The sequence below is a fragment of the Dyella silvatica genome (genome assembly GCF_026283955.1).
Classification (GTDB): domain Bacteria; phylum Pseudomonadota; class Gammaproteobacteria; order Xanthomonadales; family Rhodanobacteraceae; genus Dyella_C; species Dyella_C silvatica.
On record NZ_JAPDPE010000057.1, the window covers coordinates 1 to 12,996 of the forward strand.

A 12,996-nucleotide genomic window follows, 5' to 3' on the forward strand; every position below is an offset into this window, starting at 1 on the left:
CATTGAACTGCATGCGTGCCAGCTCGTACAGGCGCGGGTTGGGATTGCCCTGCACCGCGCCCAGCTTCTGATTGATCAGCGCCTGGATGCCAGCGAAAGCAGGCGAGGCGAACGAGGTGCCACCCGCAGCCTGGACGCCACTACCGTAGGAGCACGTCGATTTGGTGATGTCCGCCGGCGGAATCGCGAAGCCGAAAAAGGTCACCACGGAATCGCAGAACGGCAATGCATGCGAGTACAGGCCATTGGCTGAGAACAGCGATACGTCCGGTGTGTCGCGAGTGCTGTCCTTGACGATGCCAGCCACGCTCTTCTGCCAGGACGGCTTGGCGTTCAAGCTGCTCGGGCCACCCGAACCGCCGCCGTTGGCATTGAGGAAATTGCCACCCTTGGGACTATTGCAGAAGTCGAGGCCGCTCTTATAACCCTCGAACTTCGCAAATACACTACTGGCACAGGTATTGTTCCACGGCACTTCCGGCACGTAGGACAGGGCCGAACTACCACCGGGGCCATTGGACAGGCTCCAGTAGGTGCCGACTTTTCCATCGACGTAGTCGCTGAAATCGGTGCCGCCAACGGATACGTTATCGGGCGAATCGCCCCAGCCATTGTCGGCGATGCCGCTGATGGCCACGTTGGCGCCTCGATCGCAAACCGCCGCCAGCTGATCACCAGAGGAGACAAACACCGAGGTACCTTCGGCAGCGGCCTGCTTCCATACTTCATTGAATGCCTGGCTTGCGGTCGGAAAGCTGCCGTCGGCCGCACAGGTGCCGTAACTCATGCTGATGATCTGCGCCGGAGTGTCACTATTGACAATGTTCTGCGCCGCCAACAGCACGCCGTTGGTCGCACTGCTATCACTGCAAGTGGCCAACACGATATCGGCATCGGGCGCCATGGCGCTGGCCCATTGCACGTCGATCGCAGACTCATCCACCGCACCGTTGAATCCCGGATCGGCGCAGCCACCCGGCTGATTGATGGTCAGCGAACCGCCGTATTGCGACAAGCCGAACTGCTTGCGGAAACTCAGCCAATCGGCCGGCATCATATCGGAGGCACCCACCAGGGTAATGGTCTGGCCAGCACCGGTAATCGGTGTCGCCCCCTGACGAAGCGGCTTGACGTTATAAACGGTGGCGAAGTCTTGCGGGCCCACCAAGAACATCTGCTGATTCGTGGTGACGGTGAAATTCGAATGAATACCCGTGCCGGTGTCGGCCTGTATCTTGGCCCCAGCGGCATGGTCCATCACCCACATACCCTGCTTGTTGTCGAACTTCACCGCATGCGGGTCGGTGTGCATCGGCTTGGCGGGGAAATCGTTGAGCGAGGCGATGCCTTTCACCGCGGACGCCAGTGCGGCCGGAATCTGCGGCTCGCTGGTGTTGGCTACATGCAGTTTGTCGTCAACCTTGAAATAGTGAATCGGCGTATGAAAGGCGCGGCCGATCTGTCCCACCGTGCCGGTGACATCGATCACCATCCGGCTCGGCTGCACGAAGTTCACTTTCAGCCCCTGCGAACTGAGCCAGGCACTGACGGTATCAATGTCTTTCTGCGCCGAACCGAAGTACTCGCCATATTCCTTGGCGCTCAGCCACCCGTGATAATTGGGCGAGGTACGATCGGTGAGTGTCGCCATGTATTTTTCAAGGGCGGCTTCGCGCTCCGGGCTACGCTTGAGCACGATCAGCACGTGCTCCATCGCAAAGGCGGTAGGGGCAATGCCCTTGTCGTCTTTGGCTTTTGCCTCGGGAGACAACGTGCCCGGCAGAGTTACACGTGTTGCGTTGTCGACGCGCTGAGTAATTTGCGATCGGGCCGCGGGCACCGCTGCCAGTGCCGAACTCTTGGCTTGCTGCGCTGATGTGGCGTTGATCGCGCCACCAGGCGCAGGGGCGGGACTAACCAGATCCGCGGCGGAGACTACCGTCGCCGCGGCCATAGTACAGATCGATGCGACTACAAATAACGGCTTACTAACCATTAGCAATCACTCCCAGTTGAGAGTGCCGTGCAACGCTACCCTACATGCCGGCACGAGGCCCCCCTGCGCACCTCACAAACCGGACCATCCTTGGCCCAGCGAAAAGCAATTCGTCCGATGGATGTCAGCCTGGCCATCGCGGCATGACCGATGCCTACAACCTTGCGTATAGACATCTACTCGCACGCAACGCCACAACGTACCTGCACCCCTCATAAGCCCCTGCAATCCCGCCCTATACCAATGCCACCAAGACATAGGCCAACCACATCACAGTAATGACTTTGAATTCAGATGGCCTGACTGATCGGCGCAGAGACCGCTGCATTCAAGCCGGTAGGGTATGCGAGCGGCTGCCGCGTCTCCATTGCAGGTTGGCGTGAAAACTTGACCATTCGTCCTCTGCAATGGAGTGTCTATGACCGATTCTTTCGATGCCGCCTTGCGCGATCTTCATCCCGCGCGCGTCATTTATTGCCGGCGCGAATTCGATAACCACGAGATCGCTCATCCGCCTTATCAAGCAAGCATGCGACTGCACTTTGTCGCGCAAGGCGCTTGCTGGTTGATCGTTGCGGACGGCAGCCCAAGGCATCTGCATAGCGGAGACCTTGTCCTCATTCCGAATGGCCTCCGCCTGCGCGATCAAGCGCAAGCGGGCGATGCATCCAGTCGATGGCAGGCCGACGCTACCGATCAGCCGGCCATCGTCTTCAGTTTTGCGGTTGAGTTCGATGCACTCATCGCGCCATCGCTTATCGAAGCGATGCCGGCCCTCATGCTTATTCGAGGCACGCCATCGCGTGACCAGGCACTCGTGGCGACACTGGATCAGATGAGCACCGAGGCTGGTTCATCACGCATCGGGAACGCCGCGATGCTGCTGCGGCTCGCCGATGTCGGCATCGTCGCCGCGTTGCGACTATGGATAGAAGACAACCCCTACAGTCCCGCCATATGGCTGGCCGCCATGCGCGTCCCGCAGATCGGCCGAGCCCTGGCGGCCATGCATCAACACCCGGGCGATCATTGGACGGTTGATGCATTGGCACGCGTTGCGGGCTTGTCGCGCTCGACCTTCACCGAACGATTCCTCCCGTTACTGGGCATGTCGCCGGCACGCTATGTTGCTCAGTGGCGCATGCAATTGGGCGCCAAGTTGCTGCGCGAAAAATGCACCATCGCCGATATCGCCGCGCAGCTCGGTTATGAATCGGATGCCAGTTTCAGCAGGACCTTCAAACGGATCATGGGCGAACCGCCCTCCGCCACCCGACTCAAGGCGAAACAGCAGGATGCGCCTGTGCAAGTCGTGCCCAGGCGCTAACCCGGACCGTGCCCGCTTTCATCGCAGCCTTCTCGACCCAGGCATCAACTCGCGCTGCCAGCGCCTATCCTGGAACTTAGATCACGCTTGCCGGTGCCGCGATCCGTTTGTAGTCACTGACGGTTTCGGCTTGCGAGGGGCCGCCGTCATAAGCATTCGCGACCTCTTCATGGATCGCAGTGTGGTCCGCACTCATGCTGGCATGAATGATGGTGTGAATTTTTTCGCCGCCGGCTTCGCTGTCCATCTCGACCGTCCAGGCATTGCCCGTGATCGACGTCGTAAATTCGGCACAGCCCTGCAGGTTGTCGCACCACACGCTTTTGTAGGTCTTGGCGCGCGCATCCCACCAGGTGTAGCTCTGGCCGACGACGTGACCACTGCTGCCGCGCGACCAGAAGTTCTGCACCACCGAAAAACCGCCCGGACCTTTTGTGTTGGTCATGACGCCATGATCGACACCGCCCTTTGGCGAACTTTTTCCGGGCAGCGTGCGAATGGTGACATTCCATTGGCCGATCCGTGGATAAAGCAAGGACATTTCCGCCGGCGCGTTCGTCGCCAGCGGAGGTGCTTTATCGTCAGCCGTCGCAGAGGCCTTGCCCGTGGCCGCCATGCAGGGCATAACGAACACAGCGCAGATCAGCGTGATCAACCCTTTCATGCGTCACTCCCCGATGCCTTTGGGCATTCAGGGTAGCCAAGCCAGGCTCCGCCCCGCATGAGCCAAAAGCACCATGAGACCAAGATCAACGCGCGGGCTCACTACCGAGTCGCCACAGCGCCGGATCAAGAGGACTTATCCGCCCGGCAGGCAGAAAGCTGATCGCTTAAGCATCCGTCGATTCGTCGGATACGGCGTCCTCATCCGGCCAGAGCGCGCCATGCAACTTGCTTACTAGCGGGTCGCGGACCTGTGCATGAAGCGGATCGGCAAAGGCCTCACCGGAAAGGCGCAAGGCGTCGAGCAATAGCTGCAACTCGGGGCCGGACAGTTCTACAACAGCCATACCTATCTCCATGACTCAGTTCGACGAAGTGGTTCGCGACGATTTAGGTGACGTCACGGATACGAGTTCTTCAAGAACATGCCGCGCCAAACCAGTATCACCCGCCTTGAGGTGCGACAGCGCCTGCTCCACTCGCTGACGCAAATAATCAGACCGGACATCCCGCCGGGCACGGAAGCGCCGCTGCCGCTGCGCGGGCGTCAGCGCATCGGCCTTACGAGGACGGCCACGGCCGCGCTTGATAGTGAGTTGCAGAGGCAGGGTTCCTGGGTCGCGGGCATCAATCATGGCGGTCTCCGTATTTAGCTCGATATTTTACGTTACGTAACTAATATCATCAATAGCGCGACGTAACTTTTAATCGTCTTTCGAGCAAAATCAGGCCCAAGCCCTGCGGCACATAGGGCGGCGCCGCACCGGGCGAGCCGCAGCAATGCAGATTTGTCGATCAGTGAGCGCCAGCGGCAAAACATGTCCGCGCCATGACCTCGATGCCCGGTTTCGCAACACCGTTTCGGCCACGCACGGCTGGCTGTTTCGCACCGACGACAGCACTCGGTATCGCGGTATCGAGGTTGCCCGGCGACCCATCAACGACGCCCGTCTGTCGACTCGAATGGCTCGGTCCGTTAAACCTCCATCGGCATCGCCTGCCCTGATTGCCGGCAAACTGACATTGGCCGAAAGACAGGGGCAGCGCGCAAAACCGAGCCGGATCACTCTTGCTTACGGCCTAGCTGTCGGCCGATGACTTTCGCGCTAGGCTCGGCCTGCTGAGGCGCGGCGCGCCATACGGGAATGCAGCGATGAGTGCGGGATCGGACTCCTTGATAGGACGCCTATGGCAGCGCACGTCGCTGATGCAGCGGCTCGCCTTCATCGCACTGGTTCCCACCCTGGTGACTGCCTTGCTGCTGGTCATCATGCTGACCCGCCAGCAGGTGCTCAGCCTGCGCAGCATGGCGCAAAGCACCGCCGACGCCATTGCTACGCAGGCCGCCTTGATCGCGGCCGATCCGTTGCGTCATATGCAACGCCGTGAGCTGGCGCGGGTGGTCCAGTCGGTCGCTGACCTACCGCATGTCGCGCACGTACAAATCCGCGCCGCCGACGGCGAGATTCTCGCCGACAGCAAGGCTCACAACGCCGAACGCTCACCCAGCCCACTCACCGTGGCACGCGATATCGTCGACACCGATGATGCGCAGCGTCCGGTGCTGGGCACCGTGGTGGTGGATGTCAGCCTGAGCGAAGCCATCGCCGCACAGCGTGCCAGCCTGCGTAATGCGCTGATCGCCATGATCGTCAGCCTGCTTGTCGCCGCGGCCATCAGCTGGCGTGCGGCCCGCTGGATCAGTGCGCCGCTGCGCCACTTGGTGGAGGCCGTACAACAGCTTGGGCGCGGCGATCGCCGGGTCGAGGTGGCGGTTACCGATCAAACCGAAATCGGCGAATTGCAGCGCGGCTTCAACAGCGCCGCCGCCGGCTTGTTCGATACGCAACGCAGCCTGGAGCACGAAATCGAGCTCGCCACCCTGGAATTGGCGCGCAAAAATGCCGCCCTGGAAGCCGCCAGCGTGGCCAAGGCGCGGTTCCTGGCCGCCGCTTCGCACGACCTGCGCCAACCGCTGTATGCGCTGACCCTGTTTTCCTCGGCACTGGCCGTGGACGAACGCGACCCGGTGCGGCTGGATCGCATTGCGCACATTAAAGAATGCGTCGGCGCGCTGGATCACTTGTTCAGCGAACTGCTCGACCTGTCTCGCCTTGAAACGGGCGCCATGCAACTGGATGTCAGCGAGTTTCCGCTGGACTGTGTCTTCGAGGGGGTCAGCTGCAATTTCCGTCTGATCGCCGAGCAGCAAGACCTGCGCCTGGTCATGCGCACGACCCCGGTGTGGGTGCGCAGCGATCGCACCATGCTGGCGCGGATCTTGAATAACCTAGTCAGCAATGCCTTGCGTTACACCCGTCAGGGCGGAGTCCTGGTCGGTGCGCGGCGACGCGGCGACGGCACCGTGCGAATCGACGTATGGGATACCGGCAGCGGCATTGCCTCCGAACATCAAAGCCGTATTTTCGACGAGTTTTACCGGGTCGATCATCATGATGCCGGCGAGAACGAATCCAGCCCGCGGCGCGGTCTCGGCCTGGGCCTGGCCACGGTGCAGCGGCTGGCCGAATTGCTGGATACCCAGGTGCAACTAAGCTCCATGCCGGGCCGGGGCAGCGTTTTCAGCTTTCACGTACCCGAGGTACCGCCACAGCAAATCATGCATACGCCACCGGAAGAAACACCTTTGAATGTCACCGGCATGCGCGTGCTGGTGATCGACGACGAGCCGGCCATTCTTTCCGGCATTCGCTATCTGTTGCGCAGCTGGGGATGCGAGGTAGCGATTGCCGAGGACCGCACCCAGGCCCTGGAGGCCGCCAAGATCTGGCCGACACCGCCGGACATCGTGATTTCCGATCTTCGCCTGCGTGACGGTGAAAGCGGCCTGGATGCGCTGACCGCGCTCGACCTGCATTATCGCCATCATGGCGACAAGCCCTATGCCCGCCTGCTGATCACCGGCGAAACGCGCAGCGACCGCCTACGCGAAATCATGGCGGCGAAGATTCCCGTGCTGTACAAGCCGGTGTCGCCAGAACAGCTGCGCGAAGCGATGATGTCGGCCTGGACTTCGGCTCACGCCACGCCGTCATAACCGGCCCAGCCACCGATGCCGCATCAGCTCACCTGATACGACTGCGTACTCAATTGCAGTACCGCGTCGAATTGCACCTTCTCGCGCTCCGGCCCCAGGTTCATCAGCGCATCGATGCGAAAGCGCAGGGATCGCTCGAACGTATCCTGCGATTCCAGTTGCACCCGCACACGGCTTAATCGCGGCTCGTGCAAGGCAATCGCCTGCTCCAGGGTGCGCCGGATGCGATCGCGGTCACGCGGGCTAAGCAGGCTATACGAGGAAAAATCGGGAATGCCATAGGTCAATGACGACTTGCGGCACTCCTTGAAGGCCTCCGGAATCAATCGCGCGCCTTCGGAGCGGGTGTTCAGCAGGCTTTCCAGATCGCGCGACACCTGCGCGCGCAACGATGACAGCTCGGCATGCGGCGATAGGCGCGCATCTGAATCGGTCAACCGATCGATCAGCGATTGCATGGAAGCCAGACCATCGACATGGCTGATCGACGCAAGCCGATCAGCTGAACCATCCGTAGCTGAAAGACAGCCGGCATGACGCCGGGTTGGCGGCAATCGGCAACAGTGCCGACGCGGTTATCGGAATATCCTTGCTACCCCACGGGTTGTTCACCCATAGCATGCCGCCGTTGACACTGTCGTCGGCCCCTTCGATCACCACCGCATGGGAGCCATTGGTGCCGGGGGCATTCGTCCATGGCTGCCCATCGGTGATGTGATGAAAGTAAATCAGCGGGCCGTACTGATTGAGCAGATCGATCACGCTGCCGATATTGACCGCCTGATCGGAATCGACCGGGTAAAAGCTGTACGCCTGCATCGGCCCCTGCACCGCTCCGTGCACCGGGTTGTCGATGCACGAGTCGGAGGGGTCGAAGCCGCCGGTGTACTTGCCAATGCCGATGCTGGCACTGCGCAGAAAGGATTCCGTCATCGCCATGCAGGCGACCCAGCAGATCGGGTTCGGCCCCTGGGCCACCATTGGAACGTCGTAGAACACATGGGCCATGTCGCACTCCTTATCCGGCAATCCAAGCATTGAACATCTGTCACTTACACCGTGTCTGGCTTACTCGATCCAGAAATGCGCCAGGCCACCAGTGACGCCCGCGCCGGGAAGCACGCCGTTACCAAGGCCCCATAGCTTGACCCCCGCAAAAACCGGCCACATGCCGAACAGTGCGATGCTGACGCCGCCACCGGTGACGTCCATACCGAGGATGCTGCCTATCTCGCCAGCGGATGCGCCCACGCCAAACATATAGCCACTGCAGGGAAACGACATGCAGTCGAACAACTGCCCCGGCAACACGCCGACGTTGTCGAAGCCGCCGCTGGGATCGGTCTTCTTCGACCAGGCGGCACCGACCGGCGGGCCTTTTCCCGCACCGACGCTGACGCAGCGGTAGCTCACCACCATGGAATCGCCTTCGCTGGCGTTGGACATGTAAATCTTGCCGCTGGAAACGCCGAAGAGAATCGATCCCGAGATCTCTTCGGTGGTATCGATCGACCACCCAGAGTCGTACATCATGCCCATGCGATCACTCCTGCCAATGTCGCGTTTTAATCAAGTGGCGCGACGTCTCCAGCGCATGGCGACGTCGCGTGGCCTGCGATGTTTCCATCACACCTTTTTGTTTGCTTTCAGATCCCAGCCCGACGACGAATTGCCGGCAGCCTTGCCGTTGATGCCGATCTTGGTATAGGTCATTTCCATCTTGCCGAACGCCAGCGAGATGGATTCCAGCGGCACATCGTGGGTATCGCTTTTGCTGTCGCCGCCCTTGCCCACCGAGGTGATGATCACGTCGGTCAGCTTGTACTCGAGGTACTTCGCCTTGTCGCCGCCGGCGCGGTTGAGCGAGATGATCGCCTTGGGAATGGTCTGGCCGGTGCAGCAGTACTCGAACAACTTCGGGCTGGAAATATCCAGGTGATGCATGAAGGTGAAATTCTGGATATTGACCCGCGCCGAACCGAGATTGCCCGCGGATGACGCCGTGCCCGACTGCGGCTGCTGCGCACCAAAACCAAAATTGAGGACCTCGATCCAGTCCTTGTGCTTGTCGTCGGCCGACTCACCCTTGATACCGTCGAGCTGGATAAATGCATCAAATGCCATGGTAGTAACTCCTGGTTGGACTATGCGTCAGTGGGTTCAGCGCGCCGACTTAGGCAGCTCAGCTACCAGGCGCAGGGATACGCTCAGCTCATCGAGCTGGTAATGCGGCCGGAGAAAAGCAACGGCCTTGTAGGCGCCGGGTTTGCCGGGCACATCCACCACCTCGATACTCGCCTCGCGCAATGGGAATTGCGCCTTGCGTTCCTGCGAGGCGTTGTCGTCCAGCAGCACGTACTGGGCGATCCAGTTGTTGAGATAATTCTCGACGCTGGTACGCGAGGCGAAGCTGCCGATCTTGTCGCGCATCATCGACTTCAGGTAATGCGCCACGCGACTCACCGCAAAGATGTACTGCAATTGCGAGGCAAGCCGTGCGTTCGCGTTGGCGGCGTCGGTGTTGTACTCCTTGGCCTTCTGCGCGGATTGGGTAGAGAAGAACGCGGCATAGTCGGTGCCCTTGCAGTGCACCAGCGGAATCGTGCCGAGATCGGCCAACTCTTTTTCGCGGCGATCGGTAATGGCGATTTCAGTGGGGCATTTCAACGCCACTTCGCCATCGTCGGTACCAAAGGTATGCGTAGGCAAGCCCTCGACCAGGCCGCCGCCCTCGACGCCGCGAATCGCCGCGCACCAGCCAAACTTGGCGAACGCGTCGGTCAGCTTCGTGCCTAGTGCGTAGGCTGCATTGGTCCACAAATAGCGGTTGTGCTCGGCGCCGGAAACGTCTTCGACGAAGTTGAAGCTTTCCACCGGCGTGGTTTCCGGCCCATAGGGCAGTCGCCCCAGCACATGCGGCATCGCCAGCCCGACATAGCGTGAATCTTCCGAGCTGCGGAACGACTTCCACTTGGCGTATTCGACCGTGTCGAAGATTTTCGCCAGGTCACGCGGACCGGCCAGATCGGTAAAACTCTCGAACCCGAACAACTCCGGTGAAGCCGCCGACAACAACGGCGCATGCGCTGCCGCTGCCACGTGTGACATTTCCTCCAGCAGATACATGTCTTCCGGGCTGCGACTGAACTCGAAGTCGCCGACCATGGTGGCGAACGGTGCACCGCCGAAGGTGCCGTACTCTTCTTCGTAGATTTTCTTGAACAGCGTGGACTGATCGAAGTCCGAAGCGTTCTTGAAATCCTTGACCAATTCTTTCTTGCTGCAGTTGAGTACCTTGATCTTCAGCGTCGTACTGGTCTCGCTGTTGTCGACCAGATACTTCAGCCCGCGCCAGGAGCCTTCCAGCTTCTGGAACTCCGGCGCATGCATCACCGCCGACAGCTGATCGGAGAGCAGCTTGTCGATATCGGCGATACGCGCATCCAGCGAAGCAATGGCATCGTGCGAGATGGTCAGCTGGCCCTGGGTAACCTGGTTGACCAGCTCGGCGATCAAGTCGCGGGCACGATCGCGTTCACTGTCGTTCTTGGCAATGCGGCTTTGGCTGAGAATGCTGTCGAGCAAGCTGCCTTCCTGGGCTTGAGCGGCATTCTGCGCGGCGTCTTGTGTCTGTGTAGCCATGTCTTACCCCTTCGATACGTATCCGTGATGGGCGTCGGCGTGCTGAAGTCGGCTGGAATCCGCCCCGCTTATTCCTGCTCGTCGGACTTGCCGCCCGAGCCCACTTCCCTGGTCAGGCGAGTGATCTGATCGGTGTTTTGCAAAACCTCGTTCAACAGCTCATCGAACTTGTCGTTGCCGGCCATCTTGTTGCGCAGGTCGGCCAGCTTCTGGCGCGCATCCAGCAGCTTGCGCAGCGGGTCGATCTGCTGCACCACCTGCTCCGGACCGAAATCCTCCAGGCTTCTGAAATTCAGCTCCACGCCGACCTTGGAGCCGTCGCCCTTGAGCCGGTTGTCCACCTGCATCTGCACCCGCGGCTTCATGCCCTTGAGCACGTCGTCAAAATTGTCTTTATCCAGATTGACGAATTTGCGCTCTTTCAACTTGGCCAAAGGCTCGGCCGGCTGTCCGCTGAAATCCCCGATCACCCCGGCGACAAAGGGCAGTTCCTTCTTTTCGATCGCATCACCCACCTCGACGTCGTAGGTAAGTTGCACGCGTGGTGCGCGGACGCGGTCGAGCTTGTGCTGCGTACTTTCTTTCTTGGCCATGAGGGTTCCCCGACAGGTTGGCGGAGCGCACACCGGGCGGGCTGCGCGGCGAATGACAGCGCAAAGTCTAGAAACCGCTGCGGCAGGAAAGAATTAGCCGGACGACCAGTTGGCGGCCTATGACTTTGGCAGAGGAGCATCCACGCCGCGGCCGGCGTCCATGCCCTCAGGCAGGTATTGATCGTGCTGCACAGCCGCCGCGCCACCCGCGAATAGCGCCTGAAACCTGGCCGTCGACGGCGAGCGTTAGCGATGCCACCGCGCCATGTACTTCGGGCATAGGGCGAATTGCCTATCGAAAGACCGCAGCGCTTTCAAACACACTTCAGTGCGACTTCGCGATCGATTGGCCTACGGGCGAATCCGTCATCTTTGTGCCCGTGCCGGTCTAACTGGATCGGCCTTGGCCACCCCGATATTCCGGAGATCTTCATGCGCACGCTTTGTTCCCGCTCAGCCGCCCTGCTTCTGCTGCTGTCCGCAGCCCATGTCTTCGCCGCGGATTTGCCGGCCAATCTGCCCAAGCACAAGCCCGGCCTGTGGACGATGGAGTCGCAGATCGGCGATAGAAAATCGCCGGCCAGCCAGATCTGCCTGGACCCGAGCGTCGAAGCGGCGATGTATAAAATGTCCAGCGCCATGGGCAATAGTTTCTGCCCGAAATTGGACATCCAGGTACACGGCAATAAAGTCGTCACCGACTCGGTATGCACCATGCCAGCCATGCTGGGCGGCAAGGAAATCAACATCACCGGGCACGCCGAAACCACCTTCGACGGTGACGCTGCTTTTCACGGTGAATCGGTGGCGCACTATGACCCCGCGTTCATGGGCAAGACCGAGCGAGTCACCATACAGAACGGTCATTGGGTCAGTGCCTGTACCGCCGGCATGAAACCGGGCGACTTGATTTCGCCCGCTGGCAAACTCATCAACATCAACCAGCTGATGCACCACTGAAAGCCATCAAGCCCTCAGCGGGTAGCCCGCGACACCGGCCATAGACCGGGCGGGCTATCAGGCAATCCGCTCCAGGCGGTAAGCGGCAGCGGGCGCCGCCAGTTCCAGCAATCGTCCATGCGGACCATGACGGTCAAAATAAAGTGCACTGCTGGAGGTCGGGCCCTGCACCCATGCTCCCTTGATCGGCTCGAAAAACGCCCGGCGCTCGCTTTCGCTCAGGTTGGGTACCTCGCGTTTGAACGCACACGGATCGAAATAGCGAAAACACTTAGCCTGACCATCGGGTGTCACCAGGCGCAAGAAACCGCGCAGATGTTCACGCAGCTCATGCATGGGCAGGTTTTCCCGGGTGTGCAACAAAATGCCCCAGCGCCGGCGCCACCCCTCGCACAACACGCTGGCAGCAAAACGGCCCTGCGGATTCAGGCGCACGATATAAGGAGCGGATGCCTCAAGCAACGGAACCAGCTTGCCGGAAAACAGGCAGGCGTACTCCGCGTCGGAGGCATATAGCCGCTCGGCAAGCTTGTCGATTTTGTTACCGTCAAGAACCGCGTAGACGGTGCGTTGACGATCGAATACGGCGAGACGCAACGCCTCGAGCTGGGACCTTCTAAGCATCAATTCGAATCCTTGCCGAGCTGATGGATGCCACCGCCGCATCCGCGCGTCCTGAACTGCCCCCCGGCACCTGGTCAGCGACGTTATCCGCAGGTGAGTCCAAGCGGTATCGCATGATCATGTGAACCGTGCG

Annotated in this window: 14 protein-coding genes; 3 read left to right on the top strand and 11 right to left on the bottom strand. The window is 60.4% G+C overall.

Annotation, left to right across the window (positions count from 1 at the left end):
- A partial coding sequence (locus tag OUZ52_RS12435) for a S53 family peptidase (protein WP_266158715.1) occupies nt 1-1,954 on the bottom strand: 1,954 nt, incomplete at its 3' end.
- A 460-nt stretch (nt 1,955-2,414) separates the two neighbouring features.
- On the opposite strand from OUZ52_RS12435, the gene OUZ52_RS12440 reads away from it, so the two are divergent.
- Nucleotides 2,415-3,323 carry an AraC family transcriptional regulator gene (locus OUZ52_RS12440; RefSeq protein WP_266158716.1) on the top strand — a complete coding sequence of 303 codons (909 nt, stop codon included), beginning with the start codon at nt 2,415-2,417 and terminating at the stop codon, nt 3,321-3,323.
- 76 nt (nt 3,324-3,399) lie between these two features.
- Here the strand turns inward: OUZ52_RS12440 and OUZ52_RS12445 are convergent, their stop codons facing one another.
- The 3 genes from OUZ52_RS12445 to OUZ52_RS12455 form a co-directional block, all read right to left on the bottom strand.
- Entirely contained in the window at nt 3,400-3,987 is a 588-nt protein-coding gene (locus OUZ52_RS12445) for a hypothetical protein (RefSeq protein WP_266158717.1), read from the bottom strand.
- A gap of 166 nt (nt 3,988-4,153) precedes the next feature.
- A complete protein-coding gene (locus tag OUZ52_RS12450) occupies nt 4,154-4,333 on the bottom strand; it encodes a hypothetical protein (protein ID WP_266158718.1) in 180 nt (59 codons plus the stop codon).
- A 15-nt stretch (nt 4,334-4,348) separates the two neighbouring features.
- Nucleotides 4,349-4,621 (bottom strand): hypothetical protein, encoded by a 273-nt coding sequence (locus OUZ52_RS12455; RefSeq protein WP_266158719.1) that lies wholly within the window; start codon nt 4,619-4,621, stop codon nt 4,349-4,351.
- A 518-nt stretch (nt 4,622-5,139) separates the two neighbouring features.
- Here OUZ52_RS12455 and OUZ52_RS12460 point away from each other — a divergent pair.
- Nucleotides 5,140-7,044, top strand: a complete 1,905-nt coding sequence (locus OUZ52_RS12460) for an ATP-binding response regulator (protein ID WP_266158720.1) — start codon at nt 5,140-5,142, stop codon at nt 7,042-7,044.
- A gap of 23 nt (nt 7,045-7,067) precedes the next feature.
- Here OUZ52_RS12460 and tssE read toward each other — a convergent pair whose 3' ends face one another.
- The 6 genes from tssE to tssB form a co-directional block, all read right to left on the bottom strand.
- On the bottom strand, nt 7,068-7,502 hold the full coding sequence (tssE, locus tag OUZ52_RS12465) for a type VI secretion system baseplate subunit TssE (RefSeq protein WP_266158721.1): 435 nt from the start codon (nt 7,500-7,502) through the stop codon (nt 7,068-7,070).
- Nucleotides 7,503-7,542: 40 nt separating this feature from the next.
- Nucleotides 7,543-8,052 carry a papain-like cysteine protease family protein gene (locus tag OUZ52_RS12470; protein WP_266158722.1) on the bottom strand — a complete coding sequence of 170 codons (510 nt, stop codon included), beginning with the start codon at nt 8,050-8,052 and terminating at the stop codon, nt 7,543-7,545.
- A 60-nt stretch (nt 8,053-8,112) separates the two neighbouring features.
- Nucleotides 8,113-8,583, bottom strand: a complete 471-nt coding sequence (locus OUZ52_RS12475; protein ID WP_266158723.1) for a hypothetical protein — start codon at nt 8,581-8,583, stop codon at nt 8,113-8,115.
- A gap of 87 nt (nt 8,584-8,670) precedes the next feature.
- Complete coding sequence (locus OUZ52_RS12480) at nt 8,671-9,168, bottom strand: Hcp family type VI secretion system effector (protein ID WP_266158724.1); 498 nt, start codon at nt 9,166-9,168, stop codon at nt 8,671-8,673.
- 36 nt (nt 9,169-9,204) lie between these two features.
- Nucleotides 9,205-10,686 (bottom strand): type VI secretion system contractile sheath large subunit, encoded by a 1,482-nt coding sequence (gene tssC, locus OUZ52_RS12485; RefSeq protein WP_266158725.1) that lies wholly within the window; start codon nt 10,684-10,686, stop codon nt 9,205-9,207.
- Nucleotides 10,687-10,754: 68 nt separating this feature from the next.
- Entirely contained in the window at nt 10,755-11,279 is a 525-nt protein-coding gene (tssB, locus tag OUZ52_RS12490; protein ID WP_266158726.1) for a type VI secretion system contractile sheath small subunit, read from the bottom strand.
- Between the two features lie 432 nt (nt 11,280-11,711).
- Here tssB and OUZ52_RS12495 point away from each other — a divergent pair, with 432 nt between their 5' ends.
- Nucleotides 11,712-12,239, top strand: coding sequence for a DUF3617 domain-containing protein (locus OUZ52_RS12495; protein ID WP_266158727.1), 528 nt, complete (start codon nt 11,712-11,714; stop codon nt 12,237-12,239).
- 57 nt (nt 12,240-12,296) lie between these two features.
- Here the strand turns inward: OUZ52_RS12495 and OUZ52_RS12500 are convergent, their stop codons facing one another.
- The gene (locus tag OUZ52_RS12500) at nt 12,297-12,863 is read right to left on the bottom strand and encodes a DUF4123 domain-containing protein (protein WP_266158728.1); all 567 of its coding nucleotides are present in this window, start codon (nt 12,861-12,863) and stop codon (nt 12,297-12,299) included.
- Nucleotides 12,864-12,996: the final 133 nt, after the last annotated feature.

What these genes read in the sequence shown, in the direction of transcription:
- OUZ52_RS12450 (WP_266158718.1), bottom strand. Translation starts at nt 4,333, where the DNA reads ATGGCTGTTGTAGAACTGTCCGGCCCCGAGTTGCAGCTATTGCTCGAC.
- OUZ52_RS12470 (WP_266158722.1), bottom strand. Translation starts at nt 8,052, where the DNA reads ATGGCCCATGTGTTCTACGACGTTCCAATGGTGGCCCAGGGGCCGAAC.
- tssE (WP_266158721.1), bottom strand. Translation starts at nt 7,502, where the DNA reads ATGCAATCGCTGATCGATCGGTTGACCGATTCAGATGCGCGCCTATCG.
- OUZ52_RS12455 (WP_266158719.1), bottom strand. Translation starts at nt 4,621, where the DNA reads ATGATTGATGCCCGCGACCCAGGAACCCTGCCTCTGCAACTCACTATC.
- OUZ52_RS12495 (WP_266158727.1), top strand. Translation starts at nt 11,712, where the DNA reads ATGCGCACGCTTTGTTCCCGCTCAGCCGCCCTGCTTCTGCTGCTGTCC.
- tssB (WP_266158726.1), bottom strand. Translation starts at nt 11,279, where the DNA reads ATGGCCAAGAAAGAAAGTACGCAGCACAAGCTCGACCGCGTCCGCGCA.
- OUZ52_RS12500 (WP_266158728.1), bottom strand. Translation starts at nt 12,863, where the DNA reads ATGCTTAGAAGGTCCCAGCTCGAGGCGTTGCGTCTCGCCGTATTCGAT.
- OUZ52_RS12440 (WP_266158716.1), top strand. Translation starts at nt 2,415, where the DNA reads ATGACCGATTCTTTCGATGCCGCCTTGCGCGATCTTCATCCCGCGCGC.
- tssC (WP_266158725.1), bottom strand. Translation starts at nt 10,686, where the DNA reads ATGGCTACACAGACACAAGACGCCGCGCAGAATGCCGCTCAAGCCCAG.
- OUZ52_RS12460 (WP_266158720.1), top strand. Translation starts at nt 5,140, where the DNA reads ATGAGTGCGGGATCGGACTCCTTGATAGGACGCCTATGGCAGCGCACG.
- OUZ52_RS12445 (WP_266158717.1), bottom strand. Translation starts at nt 3,987, where the DNA reads ATGAAAGGGTTGATCACGCTGATCTGCGCTGTGTTCGTTATGCCCTGC.
- OUZ52_RS12480 (WP_266158724.1), bottom strand. Translation starts at nt 9,168, where the DNA reads ATGGCATTTGATGCATTTATCCAGCTCGACGGTATCAAGGGTGAGTCG.
- OUZ52_RS12475 (WP_266158723.1), bottom strand. Translation starts at nt 8,583, where the DNA reads ATGGGCATGATGTACGACTCTGGGTGGTCGATCGATACCACCGAAGAG.